General features: G+C 73.1%; 28 protein-coding genes and 1 pseudogene. 11 read left to right on the top strand and 18 right to left on the bottom strand.

From position 1 onward, the window contains the following. Window positions 1-7: 7 nt before the first annotated feature. Window positions 8-2566, bottom strand: a complete 2559-nt coding sequence (locus ACGFIW_RS20705; RefSeq protein ID WP_393317940.1) for an ATP-dependent Clp protease ATP-binding subunit — start codon at window positions 2564-2566, stop codon at window positions 8-10. 140 nt (window positions 2567-2706) lie between these two features. Here ACGFIW_RS20705 and ACGFIW_RS20710 point away from each other — a divergent pair, with 140 nt between their 5' ends. The 7 genes and pseudogenes from ACGFIW_RS20710 to ACGFIW_RS20740 all read left to right on the top strand — a co-directional run bounded on the left by ACGFIW_RS20710 (window position 2707) and on the right by ACGFIW_RS20740 (window position 11242). After that, a complete protein-coding gene (locus tag ACGFIW_RS20710) occupies window positions 2707-3087 on the top strand; it encodes a hypothetical protein (RefSeq protein ID WP_393317943.1) in 381 nt (126 codons plus the stop codon). A gap of 152 nt (window positions 3088-3239) precedes the next feature. Next, the gene (locus ACGFIW_RS20715; RefSeq protein ID WP_030504016.1) at window positions 3240-3500 is read left to right on the top strand and encodes a hypothetical protein; all 261 of its coding nucleotides are present in this window, start codon (window positions 3240-3242) and stop codon (window positions 3498-3500) included. Window positions 3501-3506: 6 nt separating this feature from the next. Beyond that, window positions 3507-4346, top strand: a pseudogene (locus ACGFIW_RS20720) (hypothetical protein); the annotation flags it as partial. A 358-nt stretch (window positions 4347-4704) separates the two neighbouring features. Beyond that, window positions 4705-7380, top strand: a complete 2676-nt coding sequence (locus ACGFIW_RS20725) for an FtsK/SpoIIIE domain-containing protein (protein ID WP_393317946.1) — start codon at window positions 4705-4707, stop codon at window positions 7378-7380. Further along, complete coding sequence (locus ACGFIW_RS20730) at window positions 7377-8039, top strand: hypothetical protein (protein ID WP_393317949.1); 663 nt, start codon at window positions 7377-7379, stop codon at window positions 8037-8039. Before ACGFIW_RS20725 ends, ACGFIW_RS20730 begins: the two co-directional genes overlap by 4 nt. An 82-nt stretch (window positions 8040-8121) precedes the next feature. Next, window positions 8122-10686, top strand: coding sequence for a CHAT domain-containing protein (locus tag ACGFIW_RS20735; RefSeq protein WP_393317952.1), 2565 nt, complete (start codon window positions 8122-8124; stop codon window positions 10684-10686). Between the two features lie 40 nt (window positions 10687-10726). Further along, a complete protein-coding gene (locus ACGFIW_RS20740) occupies window positions 10727-11242 on the top strand; it encodes a trypco2 family protein (protein WP_393317955.1) in 516 nt (171 codons plus the stop codon). Window positions 11243-11307: 65 nt separating this feature from the next. Here the strand turns inward: ACGFIW_RS20740 and ACGFIW_RS20745 are convergent, their stop codons facing one another. Beyond that, window positions 11308-12060, bottom strand: a complete 753-nt coding sequence (locus ACGFIW_RS20745) for an alpha/beta fold hydrolase (RefSeq protein ID WP_393317958.1) — start codon at window positions 12058-12060, stop codon at window positions 11308-11310. A 62-nt stretch (window positions 12061-12122) separates the two neighbouring features. Between ACGFIW_RS20745 and ACGFIW_RS20750 the strand changes: the two genes are divergently transcribed. Beyond that, a complete protein-coding gene (locus ACGFIW_RS20750; protein WP_393317961.1) occupies window positions 12123-12650 on the top strand; it encodes a PadR family transcriptional regulator in 528 nt (175 codons plus the stop codon). Window position 12651: 1 nt separating this feature from the next. Here ACGFIW_RS20750 and ACGFIW_RS20755 read toward each other — a convergent pair whose 3' ends face one another. Beyond that, window positions 12652-13926, bottom strand: a complete 1275-nt coding sequence (locus ACGFIW_RS20755; protein WP_393317964.1) for a cupin domain-containing protein — start codon at window positions 13924-13926, stop codon at window positions 12652-12654. Between the two features lie 9 nt (window positions 13927-13935). Next, window positions 13936-14241, bottom strand: coding sequence for a hypothetical protein (locus ACGFIW_RS20760; protein ID WP_393317967.1), 306 nt, complete (start codon window positions 14239-14241; stop codon window positions 13936-13938). Window positions 14242-14398: 157 nt separating this feature from the next. Between ACGFIW_RS20760 and ACGFIW_RS20765 the strand changes: the two genes are divergently transcribed. Continuing rightward, window positions 14399-15178 (top strand): DUF72 domain-containing protein, encoded by a 780-nt coding sequence (locus ACGFIW_RS20765; protein WP_393317970.1) that lies wholly within the window; start codon window positions 14399-14401, stop codon window positions 15176-15178. Between the two features lie 44 nt (window positions 15179-15222). On the opposite strand, the gene ACGFIW_RS20770 is transcribed toward ACGFIW_RS20765, so the two are convergent. From ACGFIW_RS20770 to ACGFIW_RS20810, 9 genes are all read right to left on the bottom strand, one after another. Continuing rightward, window positions 15223-15651, bottom strand: a complete 429-nt coding sequence (locus tag ACGFIW_RS20770; RefSeq protein ID WP_210787445.1) for a DUF2267 domain-containing protein — start codon at window positions 15649-15651, stop codon at window positions 15223-15225. 296 nt (window positions 15652-15947) lie between these two features. Then, window positions 15948-16820, bottom strand: a complete 873-nt coding sequence (locus tag ACGFIW_RS20775) for a DUF72 domain-containing protein (protein ID WP_393317973.1) — start codon at window positions 16818-16820, stop codon at window positions 15948-15950. A 48-nt stretch (window positions 16821-16868) separates the two neighbouring features. Beyond that, entirely contained in the window at window positions 16869-17267 is a 399-nt protein-coding gene (locus tag ACGFIW_RS20780) for a TraR/DksA family transcriptional regulator (RefSeq protein ID WP_393317976.1), read from the bottom strand. Between the two features lie 163 nt (window positions 17268-17430). After that, window positions 17431-18081 (bottom strand): uridine kinase, encoded by a 651-nt coding sequence (locus tag ACGFIW_RS20785; RefSeq protein ID WP_393317979.1) that lies wholly within the window; start codon window positions 18079-18081, stop codon window positions 17431-17433. Between the two features lie 41 nt (window positions 18082-18122). Beyond that, window positions 18123-18728 carry a winged helix-turn-helix domain-containing protein gene (locus tag ACGFIW_RS20790; protein ID WP_393317981.1) on the bottom strand — a complete coding sequence of 202 codons (606 nt, stop codon included), beginning with the start codon at window positions 18726-18728 and terminating at the stop codon, window positions 18123-18125. Between the two features lie 248 nt (window positions 18729-18976). Then, the gene (locus ACGFIW_RS20795) at window positions 18977-19525 is read right to left on the bottom strand and encodes a winged helix-turn-helix domain-containing protein (protein WP_393317983.1); all 549 of its coding nucleotides are present in this window, start codon (window positions 19523-19525) and stop codon (window positions 18977-18979) included. A 50-nt stretch (window positions 19526-19575) separates the two neighbouring features. Beyond that, complete coding sequence (locus ACGFIW_RS20800) at window positions 19576-20067, bottom strand: rhodanese-like domain-containing protein (RefSeq protein WP_393317986.1); 492 nt, start codon at window positions 20065-20067, stop codon at window positions 19576-19578. A gap of 43 nt (window positions 20068-20110) precedes the next feature. Next, window positions 20111-20566, bottom strand: coding sequence for a cysteine dioxygenase (locus ACGFIW_RS20805; protein ID WP_393317989.1), 456 nt, complete (start codon window positions 20564-20566; stop codon window positions 20111-20113). A 109-nt stretch (window positions 20567-20675) separates the two neighbouring features. Continuing rightward, on the bottom strand, window positions 20676-21053 hold the full coding sequence (locus ACGFIW_RS20810) for a signal peptidase I (protein WP_393317991.1): 378 nt from the start codon (window positions 21051-21053) through the stop codon (window positions 20676-20678). A 159-nt stretch (window positions 21054-21212) separates the two neighbouring features. On the opposite strand from ACGFIW_RS20810, the gene ACGFIW_RS20815 reads away from it, so the two are divergent. Continuing rightward, window positions 21213-21605 (top strand): ankyrin repeat domain-containing protein, encoded by a 393-nt coding sequence (locus ACGFIW_RS20815; RefSeq protein WP_393317994.1) that lies wholly within the window; start codon window positions 21213-21215, stop codon window positions 21603-21605. A gap of 32 nt (window positions 21606-21637) precedes the next feature. Next, window positions 21638-22588 (top strand): DUF3500 domain-containing protein, encoded by a 951-nt coding sequence (locus ACGFIW_RS20820; RefSeq protein WP_393317997.1) that lies wholly within the window; start codon window positions 21638-21640, stop codon window positions 22586-22588. Between the two features lie 40 nt (window positions 22589-22628). On the opposite strand, the gene ACGFIW_RS20825 is transcribed toward ACGFIW_RS20820, so the two are convergent. The 5 genes from ACGFIW_RS20825 to ACGFIW_RS20845 form a co-directional block, all read right to left on the bottom strand. Further along, complete coding sequence (locus tag ACGFIW_RS20825) at window positions 22629-23387, bottom strand: class I SAM-dependent methyltransferase (RefSeq protein ID WP_393318000.1); 759 nt, start codon at window positions 23385-23387, stop codon at window positions 22629-22631. A 316-nt stretch (window positions 23388-23703) separates the two neighbouring features. Beyond that, window positions 23704-23898, bottom strand: coding sequence for a DNA-binding protein (locus ACGFIW_RS20830; RefSeq protein ID WP_393318002.1), 195 nt, complete (start codon window positions 23896-23898; stop codon window positions 23704-23706). A 79-nt stretch (window positions 23899-23977) separates the two neighbouring features. Further along, window positions 23978-24469 carry a DUF2231 domain-containing protein gene (locus ACGFIW_RS20835; protein ID WP_393318005.1) on the bottom strand — a complete coding sequence of 164 codons (492 nt, stop codon included), beginning with the start codon at window positions 24467-24469 and terminating at the stop codon, window positions 23978-23980. A gap of 172 nt (window positions 24470-24641) precedes the next feature. Then, on the bottom strand, window positions 24642-24902 hold the full coding sequence (locus tag ACGFIW_RS20840) for a hypothetical protein (protein WP_393318007.1): 261 nt from the start codon (window positions 24900-24902) through the stop codon (window positions 24642-24644). Window positions 24903-24920: 18 nt separating this feature from the next. Beyond that, entirely contained in the window at window positions 24921-25661 is a 741-nt protein-coding gene (locus ACGFIW_RS20845) for a GAF and ANTAR domain-containing protein (protein ID WP_393318010.1), read from the bottom strand. Window positions 25662-25729 lie beyond the last annotated feature (68 nt).

The following is a 25729-nucleotide window of genomic DNA, read 5'->3' on the forward strand; positions in this document are numbered from 1 at the left end:
GGCCCGCTCATCGCGGGTGCGTCGTCGTGGCGGCGGTGTACCCCCGCTCACCCGCGGTCACGTCGAAGGTGAGCGCGCCGTCGCGGACGTCCACCGTGACCTTCTGTCCCGGTGAGATCGCCGATTCCAGCAGCATGCGGGAGAGGTGGTTGTCCACCTCCCGCTGGATGACCCGGCGCAGCGGACGGGCACCGAACTCCGGTTGGTAGCCGTGCTCGGCGAGCCAGTCGATGCCGGCGGTGGTGAACTCCACCTGCAGGTCCTGGGCGTGCATGCGGCGGCGGGTGTCCTCCAGCAGCAGCGCGGTGATGTCGCGTAGCTGCTCGGCCTCCAGCCGGCGGAAGATGATGACCTCGTCGATGCGGTTGAGGAACTCCGGGCGGAAGTTCTCCTGGAGGCGGCGCATCAGCCGCTCGCGCAGTTCGTCGTTCTCCTGCTCGCTGCCCACGGCCCCGCTGCCGAAGCCGACCGAGCGTTGGGCGCCGGTGATCAGCTCCGAGCCCAGGTTGCTCGTCATGATCAGTACGGTGTTCTTGAAGTTCACCGTGCGACCCTGGCTGTCGGTCAACCGCCCGTCGTCGAGCACCTGGAGCAGGATGTTGAACACGTCCGGGTGGGCCTTCTCGATCTCGTCGAGCAGCACCACCGCGTACGGGCGGCGACGCACCGCCTCGGTGAGTTGGCCGGCCTCCTCGTAACCGACGTACCCGGGCGGGGCGCCGACCAGCCGACTGACCGTGTGCCGTTCCTGGAACTCGCTCATGTCCACCCGGACCATCCGGTCCGCCTCGCCGAACAACGCCTCGGCGAGGGCACGGGCCAACTCGGTCTTGCCGACGCCGGTCGGGCCGAGGAACAGGAAACTGCCCATCGGCCGCTCCGGGTCGGCCAGCCCGGCCCGGGAGCGACGGACGGCCTCGGCGACCGCGGAGACCGCGTCGTCCTGGCCGACCACCTTCTGGTGCAGTTGCCCCTCCAGGCGCAGCAGCCGGTCCCGTTCCTCCTCGGTGAGCTGGCTGACCGGGATGCCGGTGGCCCGGGAGACCACCTCGGCGATCTCCTGCGGGCCCACCTCGGGCACCTGGGAGGTGGACGAGCCGTCCTCGCCGTTCGCGCGACGGATGTCCTCCTCCAGCTCGGAGATCCGGTCACGCAGGGCGGACGCGCGCTCGTACTGCTCGTCGGTGACGGCCTGTTCCTTGTCCCGGCGTACCTCGTCGAGCTCCTGCTCCAACTCCCGCACGTCGGAGGCCGGCGTCCGGGTCCGCAACCGCACCCGCGCGCCGGCCTGGTCGATGAGGTCGATGGCCTTGTCCGGCAGGAACCGGTCGGTGACGTACCGGTCGGACAACTCGGCGGCGGCGACCAGCGCCTCGTCGGTGAAGCGCACCTGGTGGTGGGCCTCGTACCTGTCGCGCAGCCCGCGCAGGATCGCGATGGTGTCGTCGACGCCAGGCTCGGGCACCAGCACCGGTTGGAAGCGGCGGGCCAGCGCGGCGTCCTTCTCGATGCTCTTGCGGTACTCGTCGAGCGTCGTCGCGCCGATCACCCGCAGCTCGCCACGGGCGAGGGCGGGTTTGAGCATGTTGGACGCGTCCATCCCGCCCTCACTGCCGGCGCCACCCGCCCCGACCAGGGTGTGGATCTCGTCCATGAAGATGATCAGCTCGTCCCGGTGCGCCCGGATCTCGTCGATCACCTTCTTCAGCCGTTCCTCGAAGTCGCCCCGGTAGCGGGTGCCGGCGACCAGGCCGGCCAGGTCGAGTTGGACGACCCGCTTGCCGAGCAGGGTCTGCGGCACGTCGCCGTCGCAGATCCGTTCGGCCAGCCCCTCGACGATGGCGGTCTTGCCGACGCCGGCCTCGCCGATCAGCACCGGGTTGTTCTTGGTACGCCGGGACAGGATCTCCACGGCCTGCTCGATCTCGTCGGCCCGTCCGATCACCGGGTCGATCTGATCCATCCGCGCCAACTCGGTGAGGTCCTGCCCGTACTGGTCCAGGGTGGGCGTGCCGCGATCCGGCTTCGGCCCGGTCATCGGCCCGCGCTCGGCGTTGGCGGCCTGCAACGACTCGGGTTGGATCCGACCGGCGGCCAGCATCCGACCGGCCGGCGACTCCGGGTTGAGCGGCAACGCCATCAGGATGTGCTCGGGGCCGATGTAGTTGGCACCCATCGCCCGGGACAGCTGGTGGGCGTCGAGCAGCGCCCGCTTCGCGGCGGGGGTCAACGACAGGTTGGGCGGCACCTCGCCGCGCGGTGCGCCGTCGCCCTTCCCGCCGAGGGCGTTGAGCAGGGTGTCCGGGTCGGCTCCGGCCCGGCGGACCAGGTCACGGAGCGATTCGCGTTGCAGCGCCGCCCAGAGCAGGTGGTCGGTGTCCAGGTCGCTGCTGTGGCGTTGCGCGGCCCGCCGGGCCGCGTCGGCCAGCATCTCCCGGGCGTCCGCCGTCATCAGTCGGGTGATGTCGACCCGGTGTGGCGGTCGGCGTCCTCCCTCGCCCCGGCCGAAGTATCTGGCCAGGAATTCGTCCCACGGGTCGGAGCCGGTGTCACCGGGTCCCATCATGTCTGTCCTCCGCAGTAGGGCGCGGCACGGTCGGCAGGGGCTACCCGGCGCGCGCCCCGACAAACGCCGCGGAAGGCGGAGCACCGGCTTTCCGGGAGTGGCGTCGGGCTGGGGCCGGCCGTTGGTGGCAGGCTGACCGGATGGATGAGACCCCGCTGCTGATCGTGGATGGCGCCAACGTGGTGGGCTCCCGCCCGAACGGGTGGTGGCGGGACCGCGCCGGGGCGGCGGCCCGGCTGCGCGACTCCCTCGCCCCGGTGGCGACGATCGGGCTGCCGGCCCGGCTGCCCGCCCCGGTGGAGGTGGTGCTTGTGGTCGAGGGGGCTGCGCGGGACGTGCCCGGGACCGACGACGTCCGGGTGGTCTCCGCCCCGGGCTCCGGCGACGACAGCGTGGTCGACCTGGTCGCGGGCGCACCGCAGCGACGCCGGCTGGTGGTCACCGCGGACCGGGAGCTGCGCGAGCGGGTCACCGCCCTGGGCGCGGAGGTGTACGGGCCCCGCTGGCTACGCGAAAATTGAGAAGTTCTCGCACCGGGAGTCCCACAGAACGGACTCCCGGCACTTCAGGGCCCCTACCGGACAGGTGGGCAGGAACACCGACAGGGCGAATGTTCTTTCGGCGCGGCCGATAGGCTCTAATGGAGATCTCCCCGCCCCCAGGAGGTTCCGCCGTGGCGAGCGTCGCCGAGCTGAAGGCTGCCATCGATGTCGCCCTCCAACAGATCGGTGACGGGCAGACAGCCGTGCAGGCCGCCGGTGAGAAACTGGCCGAGGCGCAGCAGACCCTCGCCGGTGCGCTGGAGGGCAGCGGGCACGAGACCGTGGAGGCGGCCCAGGCGTCGCTGACACAGGCCAGCCAGGAGCTGGAGGAGTGTCTCGCCGCGACACTTGTCGCGGTCGAGCAGGCGCAGCTCTACGTCGCGACCCTGTAGGCCGCCGTGTCCATCATCGAGGACGTCGGTGGGCAGGTCCGCGCCGCCAGCGAGGAGTTCCCGCTGGCCCTGCTCGGGCAGGCCCTGGAGAAGTTCGGCCTGGCCGCGGAACGACTGCGCTGGGTCCGCCAGGAGTCGGCCAACCCCATGGGGGTGCCCGAGTTGTCCGCCGCCACCGAGCACGCCGAGAGCGCCGGCTACGCGTTACGGGTGGCACAGGAGCAGCTCTCGGCGTACCTGGCGGCGATCGGGCTCGCCGCGGACGGGTCTTCGGCCCCCCGCCCCGAGCAACGCGCTCCCCGACACGACACGCCACCGGCGGCCGGGCCCACCGCTGTCGCGCCGGAGCCGGCCGAGCAGGTCCGAATGCGCCGTTGGTGGTCGGTGCGGGTGGCGGAGTTGACCGGCGGGCGCGAGGGCCCCGACGACGAGCCCGACGAGCGGGTGGGTAACTCCCAGGAACTGCTGCGCCGGGTGGTGGGTGGTGTCCGCTCCGGCGACCGGGACCGGCTGCGCAAGGAGTTGCGGCGGGCCTCGGCCGACGTGGGGTTGGGCATGGCGGCGCTGGCGCCACCGCTGCTGCGCGAGCTGGCCGGTGAGCTGCTGGGGCACCCGCCCCGCGCCGCCGACCTCCCTCGGCTGCGCGGCGAGTTGGACGGGCGCGTGCGCGACCTGCTGCCCGGGTTGCCGCCGCCGGTGCTGGAGACGCTGCTGACCCGGGTGTGCCGGATGCCGCCACCGCGCGCCTCCGGGGAGCCGCCACACGCCGCCGACTCCGCGGTGACCGCCGGCGTGGCGACCGGGCTGCTGCTCGCCCGCCTCGGCCGGGACCTCCCCTCCGGCCCGAAAGAGCCGGCGGGAGCGGGGCAACCGGACGGCGGACAACGACCAGGCGGCGAGCACCAAGGCGGAGCGCAGCACCAAGGCGGAGCGCAGCAACCGGCGCGGGCCGGCAAACCGGCGGGCACTGGGCAGTCGGGTGGGGCCGGGCAGTCGGGTGGGGCTGGGCGAGCAGGCGGGGCTGGGCGAGCGGCGGGTGCGGGCGCGCGCGCCGGCGGTGCGGCGCAGCGGCCAGGCACGACCGGTGCGCAGCGCTCCGGTGGGCTGCCGCCGCGCTCGGAGGGGCTGCCGCCGCGCCCCGGTGGGCCGCCGCCACCACGCTCGGGCAGCCCGTGGCGGGACGCGCCGACGCGCCGGGGCTCCGATGGCTGACCGGCGCGGTCAGCTCGCCAGGCGCGTCCGGGACACCCTGGCCGAGGCGTTGGGCGCCACCCGTACCCGGTTGTCCGCCGCGCAGGCGGAGCTGACCGCCGGGCGGGAACGGCTGGCCCGGGTCCAGCGGGCGGCAGCCGTCGTACCGGAGCGGGTTGGCGCGCAGCGGGACCGCCGCATCGCCGACATCGACGCCCGCTACTCCGCCCGGATCGCCGAGCTGGCCCGGCGCGCCGCCGACGCCGCCCGCCAGGAGGCGCCCGGCTGCGCGGGGGCCGACTGGGTGGGGTGGGCACCGACGCCGACCCTCCGGGCGGAGCCGCCCGGCGCGCTGCGGGTCGGCACGGTCCGGATCGACGGCGTCGACCCGGTGCCCGCACTGGTGCCGCTCCTCGACGCCGGCCACGTCCACCTCTCCGGCAATGACCGGGCCGGCTGCGACGCGGTGGTGTCCGCGTTGCTGCTGCGGGCCGCCGGCCGCGCCGCCCCCGGCGCGGTCCGGCTGACCGGGTACGACCCGGAGCAGCTCGGCGGGGGCCTGGCCGGGTTCGCGCCGCTGGGCACGGCAGGGCTGCTCACCCTCGTCGGCCCCGGCGGGCTGGGTTCGCTGCTGGACGACCTGGTGGAGCAGATCCGCCGGATCAACGAGACGGTCCTCGCCGGCGAGTACGCCTCGCTGCGGGAACTGGCCGCGGCGACCGGCCGACGACCCGAACCGTGGCGGGTGGCGGTGCTGCTCGGCGGTGACGAGCTGAACCGGCACGAGCGTGGCCAGTTGGACCGGGTCGTACGGGCCGGCCCGGCGTGCGGGGTGCACCTGGTGGTGCACGGGGTGCCGGTGCCGGACGATCCGACGGTGACCCGGGTGGTGGCCGGGGCCTCCGGTACGCGCATCGGCGGGGCGGCCGGGCTGCCGATCCGACTGGACCCGCCGCCACCGGCGACGCTTGTCACCGAGACCTGCCGGGAGATCGCCGCGCAGGTGAACGCTGGCCCACCACCGACCCCGTTCGCCGACCTGCTGCCCCAGCCCGAGCTGATGTGGCGGGAGGACTCCGCGGACGGGTTGACCGCGCCCATCGGTGAGGGACCGCAGGGCCGGCCGGTGCGGCTGACGTTGGGTGACTACCCGCCGCACGCGCTGATCGGCGGGCCGTCCGGCACCGGCAAAACCAACCTGATCTTCGCGTGGATCGGTGCCCTCGCGGCCCGCTACTCCCCCTCCGAGCTGGAGTTCTACCTGCTGGACTTCAAGGAGGGGGTGTCCTTCGCGCGGTTCGCGCAGGGTCGGCGCGACCCGAGCTGGTTGCCGCACATGCGCCTGGTCGGCATCAACGTCAACACCGACCGGGAGTTCGGGTTGGCGCTGCTGCGGTTCCTCGCCGAGGAGCTGCGCCGTCGTGCCGACGCGGCCAAGAAGCACGAGGTGACCAAGCTGGCCGAGCTGCGGGCCGTCGACCCGAACGGGCACTGGCCACGGATCGTCGCGGTGGTCGACGAGTTCCAGATGCTGCTCGCCGGCCGGGACGTGGTCGCCCGGGAGGCGGCCGACCTGCTGGAGGACCTGGCCCGGCGCGGCCGGTCGCAGGGCATCCACCTGGTGCTCGCCTCGCAGGACGTGCGAGGCATCGAGGCGCTGTGGGGCCGCCCGGCGCTCGTCGCCCAGTTCACGCTGCGCATCGCGTTGCCCAAGGCGCTGCGGATCCTCGCCGAGCGCAACGACGCGGCGCAGTCGCTGCCCCGCTGGCACGCGGTGGTCAACGCCGAGTCGGGCATGGTGGAGGGCAACGAGGTCGCCCGGATCCCTTCGGCCAGCGACTGGGAGACGTGGAGCGGGTTGCAGCATCGACTGTGGCGGATGCGCCCGCCCGATGCGGCGCCGGCCCGACTCTTCGACGGCGACGCGATCCCCCGGCTGACGGACGCACCGGACTTCCGGGCGCTCACCGCGCCCGCGGACGGAAGCGCGCCGCGCAACCCGGTGGCCCTGCTCGGCGAGATCATCGACGTGCAGTCGCGGTCGGCGGCGCTGCGGCTGCCGCGCGCACCGGGGCGCAACCTCGCGGTGCTGGGCACCCGGGTGGACGAGGCGTGCGCGGTGCTCGACGCGGCGGCCCGGTCGCTGGCCCGCCAGCACCCGCCGGGCACCGCCCGGTTCTCCATCGCCTGCCTCGACGCGGACGCCGACCCGATGGCCCGTGCCCTCTACGAGGACCTGGCCGACGACGCCGCCTGGTACGACGAGGAGACCGTGGGCGAGCTGATGGCCGAGACGGCCGACGGGCTGACCGGGCCGGGCAGCCCGCACTACCTGCTGCTGTTCGCGGTCGACGCGGCGGCCGGCACACTGGCCGCCCGCGCGGGCCGGCGCACCGGCCTGGAGCAGCTCCGCCGGATCCTGCACGACGGGCCGGAACGACGCACGCACGTGCTGGCCTGGTGGCGAGGGGTGGCTCGGATGCGCGCCGACCTCGGCGGGCCGGCCGCCCGCACGGACCAGATCGGGGCCTGGGTGGCGCTGGACGCGCACGGTGGCGAGCTGGGTTCGTCGCTCTACCCGGGCACCGGCGGCCCCGACTGGTATCCCCGCCCCTGGCGGGGGCTCTTCTTCGACCGGGCGGTCCACCGCACCGGACAGGTGATCATCCCCTATGGGCCGTCGTGGTGAACGAACCAGTGGCCAGTGAGACGTACGCGGCGCAGTTGCGGCGACTGGCCGAGCTGACCGCACGGGTGCACGAGCAGCGCGCCGAGGCGCACACCTGGTACGAACGGCAGTGCGCCGCCGCCGAACAGGCCGTCGCCGACGCCGCCGAGCAGGTCCAGTATGCCGAGGTGGAGCTCGTCGAGGCGCGCGAGCAGCAGGAACGGGTCGACGCCGAGGTGGCGCACCTGTGGCAGCAGGTGCGTACCCGCCTCGGTGCCCGTCGCCTCGGCGGCCCGCCCGCTCCCGCCACCGGCGGCGGTGACACCGACGCGGTGCTGCTGCTCACCCGCGCCCGGGACCTGCTCGACCGGGCCGGGCAGCCGGGTGAGCTGCCGGGCTCGGTCAACCCGCTGCTGGCGCTCTGCGGGGTGGCCGGTGCGGTGCTCGCGTACGCGCTGGGGGCGGGGGCGCGGGCGTTGGGCGTCGGGTACGGCGGCGACCTGGCGGTCGGGCTGCCGGTGCTGGCACTGGTGGTGACCCTGCTCGGGCCGTTGGTCGGGCTGGTGCCGGCGCGGGTGCTGGCCGACAGGCGGCACGCGGTGCTCGGCCCCCGGCCGATCACGGTGGTCATCGGCGCCGGGGTACTGACCACCGCGCTGCTGCTGGCCCTCGGCCGGTGACCGATCGGTCCACCGAGGCTGTCGAGAAGCTGACCCCCGGCACGGCCACGAGCAGCGCGCGATCTTCGCTACGGTACGTCCGATGGTCAGCTTCTTCCTGAGTTACCGCGCTGGCGACGACACCGGTGTCGGGCGCCTGCTCGACGACATGCTGACCGCTCGGTTCGGCACCGAGAGCGTGGTGCGCGACGAAGACAGCGCGGCGGCGTCCACCGCCGAGCTGCGGCGTCGCCTGGCAGCCTCGGCGGCGCTGATCGTCGTGCTCGATCCTGCCCTGCCGAAGCTCCTCGGGGACCGCCAGACTTTCGCCATCGCCCTCACCACGTCCGTTCCGGTCGTCGCGGTGCTGGTGGACGATGCTCACCTGGCACCGATGGTGAGCGCGCACACCACGCTCAGCACGCTCGCGGTGCGGCGCTCCGAGGTCCGGACGGCCACCGCCCGTAGGGCCGTCCGCCGGCTGTGCGACAAACTCGCGGAGAGTCTGGGCCCCGACGACTTGCCAGTCGGGCCCTCGATCCCGCTGATCCTGCGCACGGAACCGGTGCGACAGGTCATGTCGCCGCCCAGCAGCCAGCCATCGGTGACGGTCGTCTACTCGACGCATCAGGGTGCTCTGGAGGTCGCCGACACCGGCCGGCACCATTCGGGGCTCGCGGCCCGGTACGAGACGCGCTACGAGGTGGACACCAGTGTCCACCAGCGGGTGTTCGGCCTTCGGCTGCCCGCGACCGGCGGCGCCGGCCACGTCGAGTCGTCCATCGTCGTTGACTTCTGGGTGAGCGACGCGGTCCAGGTCGTCCACTGCGAGATCACGGACGCCGCGGTCCTGGTCCGCGAGATCCTGCTGGGCGCCTGCCGACCGACCGCGTCGCGGTACGCCGGCGACGAGGTGTCCTCGGCCGAGGCAGCCCTCAACCGACAGCTCGCCACCGACACGTTCACTCTGGACGGCATCACCGTGCGCGTGAGAGACGTGCGGCTGTTCGTCGACGACCGCGCCGCACGGCCCCAGCGGGCCGCCCAGCGGCGGAGACTCCGCCAGACCGATGCCCTCGGGGACGACACGGACATCACCGCACGCCTGGTCTACGGCGGTTCGCCTTGGCGTGCCGCAGGTGGCGTTCTGCTCTCCGACGAGGACGCCGACGGATGGGCCGGTGCGACACCGCCGATCTCCGCACCGCAGACCTCGCCACCGCCGACCGTCACCCCGGCGCCGACGCGACTGCTGGTGGCGCGTGCGCCCACCCGGGTCCCGGTGGGGCAGGACCTGAGCGTCGAGGTCCGGATCGTCACCGAGGGACGATCGGTTCACCCTGACGCGGTGCCGGCACCTATGCCGCGACTTGTCGTCGCCGACGTCGGCACGCCGGTCACGATGACCGTGCACGCGTCCGCCGGCCTGCACGCCGACGGCCCACTTCAGCAGACCGTACTGGTCCTGCCGGACGACGATCCGGATCCGATCCGGTTCGGTTTCGGCGCGCGTACCCCAGGGTTGCATCGCGTCGACGTGACGGCCTGGGCCGGCGGCACGTTCCTCGGTGAGGTCTCCGTCGAGGTCTCTGTCGCCGACGGTGGGCAGTTCCGCGACGGCCAACCGAAGGCCGCGCCGATGGGTGCCCCCCGGGCGCGACCGGGCGAGGTCACGATGGAGGTCCGCTTCGACGGCAGCCGCTACACCTTCCAGTTGCGCTCCGACGAGGCGTTGTTCGCCCCGGTCGTCGAGTCGGTCACGAACCCGCCGAACGCCGCTGTGGAGAACGCCATTCGGGAGATGCAGCAGTTGGCCGGCGGTGGTTCGCGGTACACCGCGACGATGACCCGCGAGGTGGTCCGGTCGGCGGGGATCCAGCTGTGGTCGGAGCTGGTGCCGGCCGATGTGCGCGACCAGTTCTGGCAGGTCCGTGGCGACATGAGCGCCTTCACGATCGCCACCGACCACGACGTGGTCCCGTGGGAGCTGCTCCATCCACTCAGCGCGCGGCACGACGAAGGTTTCCTCGTCGAGCAGGTCCCGGTGGTCCGCCGCACCTACGGGCAACACCGCACCGCGATGATCGGCCTGCGCAACCCGCGCTTCGTGGTGCCGGCCCGGGCCCCCACCGGCGCGCACGAGGAGGTCGCCGCCATCCGCGCGATCCTCGGCGCGGCCCACAGCGAGCCCATCACCAGCGCCGACGAGCTGCTCACCCTGATCAATTCGGGAACGCTGGGCGCTACCCACTTCGCCTGTCACAACACCTTCGCGGCGGACGGCTCGTTCATCGACATGGACGGCGGCCGGTTCAAGCCGGCCCTTCTCGCCGAGGCCAGCATCCGGAAACTGCTGGCGGAGTCGGGCCCTCTGGTGTTCATCAACGCGTGCCGGAGCGCGGGCGTGGCCCCGACGTACACCAGGATGCTCGGGTGGGCGCAGCAGTTCATGTCGTCCGGTGCCGGCGCTTTCGTGGGCACGCTCTGGGCGGTGCGTTCGGACAGTTCGGCGCACTTCGCCACCGCGTTCTACCGGTCCCTGGCCGGCGGCGCCACGCTCGGCGCGGCGGCCCTGGCCGCCCGGGTCGCGCAACGCGACGACCCGCTCGACCCGACCTGGCTGGCCTATACCGTGTACGGCGACCCGTTCGCCACCGCCGCCGTCTGACCGGTCGGCACCTCAACCTAGTGCGCAAGGATGGTGCGGCATGGACGTGATCGACTACAGCGTGCCCGTCGAGGAGCTGGTGGCGGCGGTGAAGTATGCGGTGGAGCAGGCCGGCATCTCCACCACCGACGAGGGTCGAGACCTGCGGGTCGCCTCCGTTCAGTTGGTCCTGAACGCGGTGGTCACCACGAAGGTCGGCGGCGGCGTGGACTTCCGGGTCCCGGTGATCGGCTGGAAGGTCAAGGTCGGCGGCAGCCGCTCCCACCAGCGGACCCACACGATCGACATCACACTCGTCGCCGAGGATCTCCAGGATCGGCACGAACTGCGGCACAGCGCGGTCGCGGCGACCCTGGTGGACGCGATCACCACCATCCGCGCGGTGGTCGCCGCCGGCAGCGGCGGTGACGACCCGCTGGTGTTGCGGACCGGCAGCGTCGAACTCGTCTTCGGCGTCACCGAGCAGGGCACCATCTCGGTCGGCGCGGAGGGCGAGCTGACCGACGAGATCACGCACACGCTCCGGATCGAGCTGGTCGCGGCCACCACCGGGTAGCTCAGGCCGGGACCAGGACGGCCTCCGGGCGGGCCCGCTGGCGCAGTCGCCCGGCGAAGCGTGCGCTACGCCGGCAGTGCCGCGACGGTGGCCGCGACGAAGCCGTCGGGGTTGTCCAGCATGATGTTGTGGCCGCTGTCCGGCACGGCGACCACCCGCACGCCGGCGTCGGACAGGGCGCGCGCACCGACCGGTTCGTCACCGGCGGGGTGGAGGTAGGTGCGCGGCACGGGCAGGTCGAGCAGCAGCTCACGGATGGTCGGGGTGCTGCCGCGGTTGAGGTGTACCGCCGTACGGTAGAGCGCCTCCGGACCAGCGAGCCGCATCGTCGCCGCCCAGGCCGCGCCGACGCGGGTAAGCGTCTCGGCTCGGCCGCCGCCGTGGACGAACTGCTCCTCGGTGTAGCGGGCTCCGATGCCGACGCCCGGAGGCTGCGGGTCGAGGGTGGCATGAACGAGAACCAGCGCGCTGACGAGATGCGGATGGCGGGCGGCCAGGGCGACGGCGACGGCGCCGCCCATGCTGTGGGCGATCACCTCTGCGGCGCTGACTCCGGCGGCGGTGAGCGCGGTGGCGACGAGGTCGGCGTGCTCCTCAAGGGTGTACGAGGCGTCGGCCGGTCGGTCGCTGATGCCGTGCCCGAGCAGATCCATCAGCAGGCTGCGCCGTCCGGCGAGGGCGGGGTCGGTGGCCGCCGCGGTGTAGTACGCCGGCGAGGAGGCGCCGAGGCCGTGCAGGTAGACCCGGGCGGGTTCGGCGCCGGGCAGTTCCACCCAGCGGATCGTCGTGCCGTCTCGTCGGACCTGGGCGCCCCGCATCACGTGCCTCCTGACTGATACCTCGTGTTCGAGGTATTCCGTTGCCGAGGTAAGTTAGCACGGTGTTGGAGTTCGCGATATTGGGCTTCCTGGGCGACGCCCCGCTGCACGGTTACGAGCTACGCAAACGGGTGGCTGCGCTTACCGGCCACGTCCGGCCGATCGCGGACGGGACGCTGTACCCGACGATCAAGCGGATGGAACGTGCGGGCCTGCTTCGTCGGGACGTGCAGGCTGGCCAGGTGGCGGCCCCACGACACGTGCTGATCCTGAGCCCGGCCGGACAGGCGGAGCTGCTGCGTCAGCTCCGCACCCCCGACGAACTCTTCATCACCGACGAGAACCGCTGGTTCACCCTGCTGGCCTTCCTGCATCGCCTCGACGACCCGGCAGCCCAGGCGGCCGTCCTGCGCCGCCGCCTCGACTTCCTCACCCAGCCGGCTAGCTTCTTCTGGGACGGCGACCGACCGCTGCGCGCTGACGACTTTCCCGACGACCCGTTCCGCCGAGGTCTCTTTCGCATCGCCACCGCCACCAGCCGCACCGAGATCGCCTGGCTACGGGAAATGCTCACCGCACTGGCGCGGTAGCTCAGGCCGGGACCAGGACGGCCTCGCGAAGCAGTCGGCGGGTCAGGGTGACCCGGTCGGCGTCGTCGGGCAGGCCGGGTAGGTCGCCGACGCGGGTGACCGCGCCGCTGAGCAGGACACGAACCGCCGGCGCACAGGTCGCCGGCAGGGTGATGGTGCGGTCGAACAGCCGCAGCGCCACCGTGTCCGATCCGTGTGGCGCCAGCTGCCAGCGCAGGCCGGGCCGCAGGGTGACACGTGTGTCGGCGGTCAGTGTGGCCAGCGCGTCGGCCTGGGCGAGCGGTCGGATGGGTGCGGGGCGGGCAGCCGGCCAGGCCCGTTGGCGCAGCCGCGCGGCGACCGCGCCCGGGTCGGCGCGCAGCAGCCAGTCGCGCAGCGCCTCCACCGTCTCGGTCAGCTCCGGCTCGATGGCGTCCGGGTCGGCGACGTCGGTGCCGAACGGCAGGGTGGCCCGCAGCCGCTGGTCCTCGGCTGCCAGCGCCAGCAACTCCTCGACCAGGGCGTAGCGGGTGAGCGCCCGGATGCCCACGGTGAGGTGCAGCGAGCTGGCGTCCTGCGCCTGCGCGCTGTGCAGCCAGCCCCGGGGCAGGTAGAGGGCGTCGCCGGGGGCGAGCACCACGTCCAGCGCGGCGGGACCCTGCGCGGTGGCGCCGACCTCGTCGGCGCGGCCACCCCACGGCTGCTTCTCCAGCGGGTCGGGCAGCACCGGCGGGTGGATCCGCCAGTGTTTGCGGCCGTCGACCTGGAGGACGAACACGTCGTGCGTGTCGTAGTGGGTGGCGAAGCCCTGGCTGCCGGCCGGGGTGAGGTAGGCGTTGATCTGTAGCGGCTGGTTGAGCGCGAGGCCCAGGTCACGGGCGAAGTCGACGAGCGGTGGCCAGATCCGGTGCAGACCCTGCAACACCAGCGTGGCACCGGAGGCGTACTGCTCCAGGACCCGCTCGTCGAGCACCTGGTCGCCGATCTCGGCGCCGGCACCGCCGCCGCCGGTCCAGCGGGCCGCGGGCACCAACTGGCCGTCCTTGGCGACCCGCAGGAACGGGGTACGCAGACCTCGGCGGCTCAGCAACTCGTCGGCGTCGGCGGGGCTGAGCAGGTCGGTGAAGCCGGCCGGGTCGGGCAGCTCGGCGGCGCGGGACAGCAGTGGGGTGTGGCCCCAGTGCGCGGCGGCGAACTTGGCCGGTTCGACCGAGACGCAGCGGGCCAGCGCGGCGGCGGGAGCCGTGGACGAAACCGCCGGGCGGCCGTGGCCGCCCGGCGGGTCGAGGTGCGTCATGGTGTGCCGCTACCGTGCGCTGCCGTCGGCGCCACCGTCCTGCTGACCCGGCGTCGCACCGCCGTCGGCGGGACCTTCCGCGCCACCGTCGGCACCACCGTCGTGCTGACCGGGGGTCGCACCACCGTCGGCGGGGCCCTCCGCGCCACCGTCCGCGCCACCGTCCTGGTGACCGGGGGTCGCACCACCGTCGGCCGGGCCCTCCGCGCCACCGTCCGCGCCACCGTCCTGGTGACCGGGGGTCGCACCACCGTCGGCCGGGCCCTCCAGGCCGCCGCCGCTGGTGGTCTGCATGTCGTCGTCGTTGAGTGCCATCGGTACTCCCTCGGATGTGCCGCCCCGCCGTACGCCGGGGTCCGTCGTGCTGCGGGTGGTACCCCACGCGCGATCTTCTCTAACCCTCACCGTAGACGTCGGGGCGGGGCGACACGGGCGGTTCGCGGGCCGCGGCGCAGAGTGTCAGGATGGGACGGTGATCCTGGTGGGCACGTCCGGCTGGCAGTATCGGGACTGGCGGGGCCGCTTCTATCCGCAGCGGCTGCCGCAGCGGCTGTGGCTGGAGCACTTCGCCGACGGGTTCGCCACGGTGGAGGTCAACAACGCCTTCTACCGGCTGCCCGAGCGGGACACCATCGCCGCCTGGCGGGCACGGACTCCGGCGGATTTCTGCGTGGCGGTGAAGATGAGCCGCTATCTCACCCACATCAAACGGCTGCGTGACCCGGCCGAGCCGGTGGCCCGGTTCCTCGGGCGTGCCACCGCGCTCGGTGACCGACTCGGCCCGGTGTTGCTGCAACTGCCACCGAACCTGCGGGTGGACGTCGAGGCGCTGGATGCCACACTGCGGCTGTTTCCGGCCGACGTGCGGGTCGCGGTCGAGCCCCGGCACCCCTCCTGGTGGACCGACGCCACCCGGGCGGTGCTGGAGCGGCGTCGGGCGGCCCTGGTCTGGGCGGACCGGCTGGGCCGCCCGGTCGCCCCGCGCTGGCGCACCACCGACTTCGGTTACCTGCGGCTGCACGAGGGCCGGGCCCGGCCCTGGCCCCGGTACGGTCGCGCCGCGCTGCGCTCCTGGGCGCACCGGCTGGCCGACGCGTTCGGCGCGGACGAGCCGGCGTACGTCTACTTCAACAACGACCCGGGCGGTGCCGCCATCGTGGACGCGGTCGCCTTCGCCGCGCTGGCCCGTCGGGCCGGGCACCCGGTGTCCCGGGTGCCGACCCCCGCCGAGGCGGACACCTCCGTCGACTGAGCCCGCCCGACGGGTCGTCGGGCGGGCTCACGCGCGTCAGGCCGTCACGGCATCATCGTGGCCAGGTCCTTCGGCATGGTGTCCTTCACGTCCTGCCACTCGCCCTGGGTGACGTGTCGGCGCAGGGTGTCGAGCACCACCTGCGTCACCCGCTCCGGGCCGCCCTCCGCGTCGTACGGGAAGCCCTGGCGGACCTCGTAGAGGAAGTCGTCCCGGTTGAGCTTGATCGGCACGTCCGACGGGACCCACCCGTCGAAGTAGATGCCCCGCACCAGCACCGGCAACTGCTGGGCGAACTCCACGCTCTCGTCCACCGGCAGGCGGTCGCGCAGCAGGTGCAGCACCGTGCGCAGCGCCGCGTACGACTGGTTGCGCCGATCCTTCGGCCAGCCGTAGGCGTTCTCGATGTCCTTCAGAATGAGGTTCGTCTTGTCCAGCGACGATTCGAACGCTGAGATCATCGCGTCAGCCATCGGTCGACCCCCGTTCCGTGCTGTCCCACCGTCGGTCGTCGCTGCGACGTGGCGGCCCCACCGGGCCACGGCGGGCCCGCACCGGGCTGCCCTGCGGGGCACGCCGTGCGTTGTCGGGTGTGCCGACCACGTGCAGGACGGCTCCACGCCGTCGATCCGTCACCACTCGTACCGTCATCCCCCGTCACCTCCGTGTCGTCTCCGGTGGCGGCCACCCTCCAGGTGGCCACGCCCACCGTGTCCACCCTGCCGGCGGACGGGGTGAGCCGGCCCCACCCCGATCGGGTGAGCCGACGTCAGTCCGCGCCGAGCAGCCCGGCCAGGGTCGTCGCGTTGGTCTGCGCGTAGTCCCGATAGCAGTTGTTGAAGAGGACGTGGGTCTGGCCGGCCTGGTCGGCCAGCTCGCGCAGCTTCGGCGCCCAGTCGGCCAACTCCCGTTTGGAGTAGTGGTAGCCGAACTTCTCGTGGATGTCCTTGCTTGTCCACTTGTCGCTGTGGCCGTGGAACCGCACGACCGCGAGGTCCGCGGTGGCGGCCAGCACCGGGGGCAGCGACGACCGGTGGCCCTGCGGCATGTCCACGCAGACGTACGGCAGGTCGTGCTCGCGCAGGAAGGTCAGGGTCTCCTCGGCGTTGTCGCCGTCGAACCAGGAGGCGTGCCGGAACTCGTAGACACCGCGCAGTGGCGCGCAGCGCTTCGCCACCTCCAGCAGGTACTGCTTGTTGGCCCGCTTGATGGTGAACCAGGGCGGGAACTGGAACAGCAGCGCACCCAGCTTGCCCGCCTCGACAAGGGGGTCCAGGGCGGACAGGAACCGCGTCCAGACCTCCTCGTACGCCTGCGCGGGCAGGTCGTCGGGGTAGACGTTCTTCTTGTCGGTGTCCGGTCGCAGGTCCTTGTAGAGGGCGTTGACCCGGGTCGGGTGCCCGGTCAGCAGGCTGAACGCCTTGATGTTGAAGGTGAAGCCCTCGGGGGTGCGTTCGGCCCACAGCCTCGCGGTCGCCTCGGCGGGCGGGGAGTAGTAGGTCGCGTCCACCTCGACAAGTGGGAACGTGCGGGCGTAGTAGGCCAGTCGCTTCTCCGGGGTGTCCGCGGTCTGCGGATACCACCCCGAGTCCAGCAGGGTGCGGTCGGTCCAGGACGCGGTGCCCACCAGGATGTCACCCATGGGTGAAGTCCATCGCGGTGTGGACCGACCGGCAACCGCTGGCGTCGCTCAGGCCGCCCGCCGTTCACGGGTCTGCTTGCAGGACACACAGGTGGTGGCGGCCGGGAAGATCTCCAGCCGTTCCACCGGGATCGCCGCCGAGCACCCCTCGCACCAGCCGTAGGTGCCCTCGGCAAGCCGGCCGAGGGCGTGCTCGTACTGGGCGCGGCGGTCGAGAATCGTACGCAACAGCGACTGCGCGGTGTCCCGCTCGGCCGTCTTGGTGCCGCTGTCGGCCTGGTCGTCGCCGGCGGTGTCGCCGACCTCCACCAGCCGCAGCACCTGGCTCTGGAGCACGGCCTGGTCGTACTCGGCGGTCAGCTCGTCGTAGCGCGCCTGGAGGGAGAGCCGAATCTGGTCGATCTCCGCCTGGGGGCGGGACGTACCGACCGTGTCGTGGACGAGCATCGCTGCCTGCCTTTCCTGGGCCTGTGGCTCACGGGAACCGGGTGCCGGCGGCGTCGTGCCCCGGTCACGGTCGCATTCGGTACGCGGGCGGTCACCCGCGCTCTGTGAGCCGGGCGAGTACCCGCCGGACGAGCCGAGCAAACCGACGATCTGCCGACTGTTGTCAGGCGTCGCCGTCGGCCTCCACGAGTGCCGGGTGGCGGGGGTCGTCGGCCCGGACCACCACGTCGGCGAAGCTCGCCGGAACGACCTCCTCGGCGTACCTGTCGAAGGCGGGCAGTGCCCACTCCTGGGCCGGGTCGGTACGTCGGCGCAGTGCCGCCGGGGACAGCTGGAGGTGGACGGTGACGTCGAAGGGCAGGCCACCGCCGAGCAGCAGTGGGCCGCTGACCAGGACGACGCCCCCGGGTGGCAGGTGCACGTACCCGGCGCGGCTGGCCCGGTCGGCGTCGGCGTCCCAGAGGGACGGGAGCAGCCGTCCGCTGCCTCCCGGACCGGCCGGGTCGAGCACCTCGCGACGCAGCCCGGCCTCGTCGACCCAGTTCTCGTAGAAGGAGTCGGGGTTGGTGCGGCCCAACTCGAAGCGCAGCGACGCGGGGCGGAGGAAGTCGGTGGCGCGGACGTGCAGCACCGGACGCCCCCGGGCGCGTAGGGGGTCGACGAGCGCGGCGGCCAGGTCGTCGGCGCCCGCGGCGGGAGCGCCGTCCACCGCCACCCGCAAGCGAGCAGGCCCGGCGGCATCGGTCGCGGCATCGGTCAGTCGGCTGGCCAGCTCGTCGACGAGCAGGTCGGGCGAGATGGGGCGGATGCGCACCGGACCATCCTGCCCCGTGCCCGGCGGGTCGGTGACGCCGGTCAGCCGGTGCGGTCGATGGTGACCCGGGCGTCGTCGGCCAACCGGTAGCCCACGCCGTAAACGGTGGTGACAAGCGGGACGTCCACGCCGACCTTGCCGCGCAGCCGACGTACGTGCACGTCGACGGTGCGGACGCCGGCGTGCTCGTAGCCCCCGACGGCGTTGAGCAGTTGCAGCCGGGTGAACACCCGGCGCGGGTGGGCGACCAGGTGCAGCAGCAGGTCGAACTCCAGCCGGGTCAGCGGCAGCGGCTCGTCGTCGCGCAGCACCGAGCGGGACGAGGCGAGGATGTGCAGGGCCGGAATGGTCGGGCTGAGCGCCCGGGCGGACGACCGGTTGGTGGGCGCCTGGTCGGGTCGGCGTTCGGCCGGGACGGCCCCGATGATCGCGCCCTCGCCGCGTTCCAGCATTTCGCGGGCGGCTTCGAGCAGCCGGCGTGCCGCCGGAGTCAGCGACTCCTCAGAGGCCAGCGGGATGGACAGCGTCACGGTGAGCACGGGCGCGGCGGTGTTCGCCGGGCGACGCTGGCCGCCGGGAGGTCGCCCGGGCACCGAGGGTTGGGACGTATGCCATCCGGCGCGCGACGAGGCAGGGCTGACCGACATGGTCCTCCTTGGGCTGATCCGGGTATCTCCCCACGGCCCGGGACGCCGCTTCATCGATGTTTCCCGGCGCTCGGGCGAGGGTCAAGAGGCGGTCGCGTTGCATGACTGTGACAATTGACTTACACATCGGAGCCAGGTGCTCGCTCTGCGTGTGAGGTCAGATGATTACAGCAGAGCCCACAAGATGCGCCGTTACGGGGGTCCCCGTCCGGTTCACCTGGGCGTTCGCGCGACCACCGGCCCGGTGCTCAGCGGCTGTGGTCCACGCTGATCCGCGCCTCGTCGGCCAGCCGGTAGCCGACCCCGTACACAGTGGTGACCAACTCCGTTCCGGCAAGCTTGGCGCGCAGCCGCCGCACGTGCACGTCGACGGTCCGGGCCACCGCGTGCTCGTAACCCCAGACGCTGGACAACAGCTGGAGGCGGGTGAAGACCCGGCGTGGCCGCTCGGCCAGGAACAGCAGCAGCTCGTACTCGATGCGGGTCAGCGGCACGACCCGGCCGCCGCGGCGGACCAGCCGCGAGCCGGCCAGGATGTCGACGTGGTCCGTGTCGGCGGGCGGCTCCGCGAGGGCCGGGCTCGGGACCTGTCGCGGCCCTGGCGCGACATTCTCGACGGTACGCAGCTCACCCTCCCCCGACTCGGCAAACTCACCGAGCAACTGCACGAGCCGGGCCAGCCGCGGGCTCAGCGGCCCGGGGGCGAGGTCGAGGGTGATGGTCAGGGTCGGTGCGGTGCGCGGCCGCGCGGGGCGCAACCCGGGGTAACGGCGAGTGGGGATGGCGACGACGGACATGGTGCCTCCTGGTTGGCGGTACGCCTGCCACGCCCGGTGGGGCGTGACGGTCAGTGGCGCGCCCGCCCGGTGATGACCGGGGGCGCGAGAGGGGCGGTGCGGTGCAGCGGGGTCGGGCCGAGGGCCGGCAGACCGGCGATCCGCCAGGCGGCGAACCCACCCGCCACGTCGGTGGCCCGATGCAGGCCGATGTCCTGCAGGGCGGCGGCGGCCAGCGACGAGGTGTAGCCCTCCTGGCAGAGGATCACCACCGGTACGTCGTAGTCGACCGCCTGCGGCAGTCGGGCCGGACAGCGCGGGTCGAAGCGCCACTCCAGCACGTTGCGCTCGACCACGAGCGAGCCCGGCACCATGCCGTGCGCGGCCCGCTGCGCGGCCGGCCGGATGTCGACGAGCAGCGCTCCGGTCCGGTACGCCAGGTGTGCCCGCTCCGGGTCCAACCGGTCGAGTCGGGCGCGCGCGGCGCCCAGGATCTCGTCGATGCCCCGAGAGCCCGACGGCGGCACGGGGGCCGGACAGTGCTCGGCGGTCAACTGCATCATGGGTTCCTTCCAGTGGCGGGGGTTGATTGTGCGTGGTCGGCGCTCACCAGGACCGGCCTGCCTCGGCGACCTCGGCGACCCGCAGCCGCCCGTCGACGAGGTGGTAGCGGGTCATCCGCAGCAGCGCGGGCCGGTAGACGTGCACGCTGACCGCCGGCATCGCACCCTGGTTGGTCACCTGGTGCACGTGTCGGGGGCCGAAGCGACGACCGACGCCGGCGGCCAGCAGCCGTGGGTGCAGCCGACCGGAGCTGACCGTCTCCTCCGTGAGCGTGCCGTGCACGACGCGGAACGCTCCGGCGGAGCCGCCGTGGTCGTGCAGGTCGGTGCCCTGCCCGGGCAGCCAACTCAGCGCCCACACCTCGTGGTCGTCGCCGACGTCGAGGCGCGCGTACCACCGCTGGACAGGGTCGAAGCTCAGGGCGACCGGCCAGCCGGCCGGGTCGGCCCATCGGCCGGCGACGGTGAGCAGGTCGGGCTCCGGGCGGCGGTGCGTCATGGCGGTTCCTCGCGGGTCGTTCGGCGGGGTGCCCTCGTACTCTAGACGGCAAAGCCTATAGGTTTAGTAGGTAATACCGTCTGGTGGGACGCCGAATCACCCCCGACGATCAGCGCAGCACCGGAGGGTCCACCCGGTAGCCGGGCACGGAGGGCCAGCGCACGGTCAGCACCACCGACGCCCGCTCGGCGTACCAGGAGTGCTCCACGCCGCGGCCCCACACCACGTAGTCGCCGGGCGCGGCCAGCCGTACCGTCCGGTCCGGCAACTCCACCCGGAAACAGCCCTCGACCAGGACGAGCAGGGTGGTACGCCGTTCCCCGGTCGCCCACCGCGAGCGGGCCTGCCCGGGCGGATGCACGCCCCACTTCACCTCGACGTCGGCGCTGTGCCGGATCTCCCCCGGCGAGGCGAAGTGCCCGAGCAGCCAGCCGGCGTTGGTGGCACCGTCGACTCCCGCGTTGCCCACGTACACCGTCTCAGCCATCGGACCCTCCCCCAGCACACCGGCCGAGCAACCTATCAGGACCGCGGCGACCAGCACCTGTTTCATGAGGGCGGTCGAGCCGAGGCGGAGTCCGGGCGGCGATCCGGCGGCGTTGTCCGGGCCCGCCAGTTCTTATGCATCAGGCGCTAGCCTGGACCGGTGACCGACCACCTCGACGCCGAGACGCTGGCGTTCGCGCACCGGATGTTCGACCTGGCCCGGGCCGGCTCCACCGAGGAGTTGGCCGCGCAGCTCGACGCCGGCCTGCCCGTCAACCTCACCAACGACAAGGGCGACACGCTGCTGATCCTGGCGGCGTACCATGCCCATCCGGGCACGGTGGCCGCCCTGCTCGATCGCGGCGCCGACCACTCCCGGGCCAACGACCGCGGCCAGACCGCGCTGGCCGCCGCCGTCTTCCGCAGCAGCACCGAGGCGGTCCGCGCGCTCCTCGCCGCCGGCGCCGACCCGGCGCACGGCGACCCGTCGGCCCTGCAGACCGCGACGTTCTTCGACCTGCCGGAGATGGTGGAGCTGCTGCACGCCGGCTGACACCGACGCCGACATGCCGGTATACAGGGTCGGTGGAAGATCCGCTGCCCGAGCAGATGCGCGCCGCCAGCACCTCGCTGCTGGCCGCGCTCGACCCCGCCGCCCGCGAGACCGCCGTGCACCCGTTCGACGACGAGCCGGCCCGACGCTGGTTGGAATACCGGCCCCGACCCCGACCCGGCGTCTGCCTCGCCGCGCTCGACATCGCCGGTCGCAAGGCCGCGCACCGGCTGCTGGCCACCGCGCTCAGCCCCCCCGCGTACGCGCAGGCGATGGCGATCATCTCGCTGGAGGAGGTGCTGGACCGGGCCGAGGACTGGCAACGCGGGCGGCACAGCGGTGACTACTGGGTGGCCGTCTTCGGCGATCCGGCACGCGACGACCGCTGGGCGTGGCGGCTGGAGGGACACCACCTGTCGGTGAACATGACAGTGGTGGACGACCAGGTCTCCCCCGCGCCGATCTTCTTCGGCGCCAACCCGGCCGCGGTCCGGTACGCGGGCCGCCCGGTCTCCCGCCCACTCGGCGTGGAGGAGGACCTGGCGCGGGCACTGCTCGACGCGCTGGGGCCGGCCGAGCGGGGTGCCGCGATCATCGCCGACGAGGCTCCGGCGGACATCATCAGCGCCACCCGTGGGCGGGTCGACGGGCCGCTGGACCCTCTCGGCGTGCCGGCCGACCGGCTGGGGCCGACCGGCCGCGCGTTGCTCGACCAGGTGGTCGCGGTCTACCTGGACCGGCTGCCGCCCGAGCTGGCCGTGCGGGAGGCGGCGCGCGTCGAGGGCGGCCCGTTGCACTTCGCCTGGGCCGGCCCGACGACGCCCGGCCGGCGGCACTACTACCGGGTGCAGGGCGACGACCTGCTCATCGAGTACGACAGCACCAGCGCCGACGGCAACCACGCGCACACCGTGCTGCGCCGCCCCGCCAGCGACTTCGGCGCCGACATCCTGGCCACCCACCACCGCACCCACAAACACTGAGGCCCGGGGGCGCGTCACGCGCCCAGATCGGCACTGGGGGTCAGGGGCGGGTCGCCTCGACGAGGAAACGCTGGGCGTGGGCCACGAAAGGGCCTTCGCTGGCCATGCGGTGGTGCAGGGCGTGCAGTTGTGCGCGGTAGCGGTCGACGGTGAACCCGGGCACCGTCCAGATCACCTTGCGCAGAAACCACACCACCGCCCCGACATCGGCGAAGGTCGCGCGCAGGGTCGCCCGACGCAGGTCGACCACCCGCAGGCCGGCGGCCTCGGCAGCGGCAACCGCGTGCTCGGGGTGCCGCTGGGTCGGCGGCGGCAGCGGACCGAGGATCGCCTCACTCAACTCCCGCATGGTGCCCGCCCCGATCTGCTGCGACAGGAACGTGCCGCCGGGTCGCAGCACCCGCGCCGTCTGCACCCAGTCGGTACGCACCGGGTGCCGGCTGACCACCAGATCGAAGGAGGCGTCGCGAAACGGCAACGGCCCGTCCGGGGCCACCGCCACCACCGTGGCACCCACCCGGCGCAGGGTCCGCCGGGCGACCTCCACGTTCGGCGGCCAGCCCTCGGTCGCCACCAACAGCCTCGGTGGACGCGGCACCTCGGCGAGCACCTCCCCACCGCCGGTGTCCACGTCCAGTGCCGCGTCGACGCGAGCCATCCGGTCCGCGACCAGCCGGGCGTACCCCCACGGTGGACGCTCCTCGGTGGCCCGGCCGGCAAGCCAACCGAAACCCCAACCGTCGACAGGCGCGGCAGCACCCTGCGCGATCAACTCCTCGGCCTCATCCCCGGCGTTCACGGCGATCAGCCTCGCCGGCCGGCCACGCGCCGGCAACTCAATTGCCCACTGCCCGGCCGACCGGGCCCGGCGGACCGGGCCGGCGGACCGGGAAATTCAGCGAACCGAGCATGCTCGACGGGCCACGCAGGATCGATGAGCCAGGCAGGCTCGACGGGCCGCGCCAACCCATAGCCGGGCCAGGCCAAGCCGGGCCGGGCGGCTGAGCGGCTGAGCGGAAGAAAGACCGGCCGTCGCTGACTACGTCCCTCGGGTCGCGCAGAGCGGGCGGGCGGCGCGGAGGGTCGGTACGGGTGTTGGCTGGCGGTGGCAGACCTCAGCCGAGCCCCAGGTTGTGCTCCTCTAGGGCGGCCTGGAGGATGCCGAGCGCCTTGGGGCCCATGCCGTGCAGCTTGGCCAACTCCGACCGGGGGACGCCGGCGAGTTGGCGCAGCGTGGTGTAGCCGGCGCCGTGCAGGGCACGCGTCGCGGGCGCACCGATCTTCGGAAGTGTGTCCGGTGGCGTGGTCATTCCCGGATGATAGTGACCAACTCCGACACGACCAGCTCCGCGCGGCGGGCCCCGATCCGAATCAGGGGCGTGGGCCGAATCAGGGGCGTGGGCGGGACGTCTCCACCGTGGAGCCGGCGAGCGTGTCCAGGCCGCCGGCCTCGGCGCGGCCGGTGTCGAACTGGCGCATCAGCCGGGCGCCCAGGTGCACGCCCACCCCACCGACGGCCAGTGCGACCAGCTCGGTGATCAGGATCGCGGCGGACGCGCCACGCTGCGGGGAGTGCGACCGGACCAGGCAGGCGAGCAGGAACATGGCCGCCATCACGGTGTTCACCACATTGAAGGCGACCGCCGTGCGGCGGGTGTGGTCACCCGGCACGTCCCACAGGTCGACCATTCCGGCCATGGCGGTCAGGGCGGCGGCGACGAGGGCGGCGACGGCCGTCCAGTAGCCGACCTCTCCCAGGAAGGCTGGGCCGCCGAGGACGTCGGTGAGGTCGAAGACGACCGCGCTGACGAAGAGCCCGAGCGGAAACGTCACAAGCATCGGCTGGATGGGGTGACCCTGGACGCGCAGCCGGCTCTGCATGGATCCTCCCCCGGGTCGGCGCACCTCACCTGCCCCAGAGTGCTACCCGAGCCCGGTCACCGTGAAACGACACCGCCCGACTCCTCACCAACGGGGAGAACGGGCACCAGGCCGGGTGATCGACTCGGCTTTCAGAAAACCGGGTCATCCACCAGCCCTGGACACCGCGACTTCAGGAAACCCGAGTCGATCTCCGGCCAGCGCGGCCCGACCGACCAGCACGGCCGGCCAGCGCGGCTCGGCCGGCCAGCGCGGCTCGACCGGCCAGCACGGCTCGACCGGCCAACCCGGCCAACACGGCCCGACCGGCCAACCCGGCCAACACGGCCCAACCGACCAGCACGGCCCAACCGACCAGCACGGCCCAACCGACCAGCACGGCCCAACCGACCAGCACGGCCCAACCGACCAGCACGACCCAACCGACCAGCACGGCTCGACCGGCCGGTGGTCAGGTGTCGCGCTGGCGGGAGACCGTCCGGACCAGCCGCTCGGCCACCTCCCGAAGCGGGATGTCCAACGACGACGCGGCGGCACGCAGCACCTCAAGGGCCTCGGCCGGCGGGCAGCCGCGCTGAGTCATGATCACGCCGACGGCCTGGCCCACCACACCGTCGTTCAGCAGCGAGGCGTCCCGTTCACCGGCGAGCACGAACTGCCGGTTGCGGTCGCGGACGGCGGCCAGCAGCAGGCCGGCGTGTTCGGCGAGCAGCATCGCGGTCAGCTGGTGCTGTGGGGTCAGTACGTCCGGCGAACCGGCGTAGAGGTTGATCGCCCCGATCACCTGGTCGTCGATGTCGACCGGCGCGGAGATCACCCCGCGTACGCCGAGGTCGCGGGCGCGTGCCGTCCAGACCGGCCAGCGGGGCTCACCGGTCAGGTCGGCGGCGAGGATCATCTCGCGGCGGCGGATGGCGCTCATCGCCGGCGAGTCCGGCCCGTGTCGCAGATCGTCCAGGCCGGCCAGCCGCTCGTCGGAGGCGGCCACGCCGGCCGGTTCGCCGGCGCGCAGGGCGGTGAACCCGCACCAGCGCACCCCGACCACCGCGTCACGGGTGACCCGGACCAGCGCCAGCAACGCCTCATCAAAATCGGTCAGCGCGATCAGGCCGGCGGTCAGTTCCCGCAACAGTGCGGCGGTTTCCAGGACGCCCAGACTCTGCACCACCGGTTCCCGCGTGTCGAGGTTCACCGGTCCACAGCCTCCGTGCACCCTCGCGCCTGCCCAGCGGGCATCGTCACCTGTGTCATGGTCTGCTC

The sequence above is a fragment of the Micromonospora sp. NPDC048935 genome (genome assembly GCF_043197875.1).
In the GTDB taxonomy this organism is placed as follows: Bacteria; Actinomycetota; Actinomycetes; order Mycobacteriales; family Micromonosporaceae; genus Micromonospora.

Bases quoted from the DNA above. Each gene is read 5' to 3' on its own strand.
- ACGFIW_RS20790 (WP_393317981.1), bottom strand. From the start codon at position 18,728: ATGTCGGTCAGCCCTGCCTCGTCGCGCGCCGGATGGCATACGTCCCAA.
- ACGFIW_RS20775 (WP_393317973.1), bottom strand. From the start codon at position 16,820: ATGGGTGACATCCTGGTGGGCACCGCGTCCTGGACCGACCGCACCCTG.
- ACGFIW_RS20780 (WP_393317976.1), bottom strand. From the start codon at position 17,267: ATGCTCGTCCACGACACGGTCGGTACGTCCCGCCCCCAGGCGGAGATC.
- ACGFIW_RS20805 (WP_393317989.1), bottom strand. From the start codon at position 20,566: ATGACGCACCGCCGCCCGGAGCCCGACCTGCTCACCGTCGCCGGCCGA.
- ACGFIW_RS20740 (WP_393317955.1), top strand. From the start codon at position 10,727: ATGGACGTGATCGACTACAGCGTGCCCGTCGAGGAGCTGGTGGCGGCG.
- ACGFIW_RS20795 (WP_393317983.1), bottom strand. From the start codon at position 19,525: ATGTCCGTCGTCGCCATCCCCACTCGCCGTTACCCCGGGTTGCGCCCC.
- ACGFIW_RS20770 (WP_210787445.1), bottom strand. From the start codon at position 15,651: ATGGCTGACGCGATGATCTCAGCGTTCGAATCGTCGCTGGACAAGACG.
- ACGFIW_RS20830 (WP_393318002.1), bottom strand. From the start codon at position 23,898: ATGACCACGCCACCGGACACACTTCCGAAGATCGGTGCGCCCGCGACG.
- ACGFIW_RS20705 (WP_393317940.1), bottom strand. From the start codon at position 2,566: ATGATGGGACCCGGTGACACCGGCTCCGACCCGTGGGACGAATTCCTG.
- ACGFIW_RS20810 (WP_393317991.1), bottom strand. From the start codon at position 21,053: ATGGCTGAGACGGTGTACGTGGGCAACGCGGGAGTCGACGGTGCCACC.
- ACGFIW_RS20760 (WP_393317967.1), bottom strand. From the start codon at position 14,241: ATGGCACTCAACGACGACGACATGCAGACCACCAGCGGCGGCGGCCTG.
- ACGFIW_RS20725 (WP_393317946.1), top strand. From the start codon at position 4,705: ATGGCTGACCGGCGCGGTCAGCTCGCCAGGCGCGTCCGGGACACCCTG.
- ACGFIW_RS20835 (WP_393318005.1), bottom strand. From the start codon at position 24,469: ATGCAGAGCCGGCTGCGCGTCCAGGGTCACCCCATCCAGCCGATGCTT.
- ACGFIW_RS20710 (WP_393317943.1), top strand. From the start codon at position 2,707: ATGGATGAGACCCCGCTGCTGATCGTGGATGGCGCCAACGTGGTGGGC.
- ACGFIW_RS20800 (WP_393317986.1), bottom strand. From the start codon at position 20,067: ATGATGCAGTTGACCGCCGAGCACTGTCCGGCCCCCGTGCCGCCGTCG.
- ACGFIW_RS20735 (WP_393317952.1), top strand. From the start codon at position 8,122: ATGGTCAGCTTCTTCCTGAGTTACCGCGCTGGCGACGACACCGGTGTC.
- ACGFIW_RS20745 (WP_393317958.1), bottom strand. From the start codon at position 12,060: ATGCGGGGCGCCCAGGTCCGACGAGACGGCACGACGATCCGCTGGGTG.
- ACGFIW_RS20755 (WP_393317964.1), bottom strand. From the start codon at position 13,926: ATGACGCACCTCGACCCGCCGGGCGGCCACGGCCGCCCGGCGGTTTCG.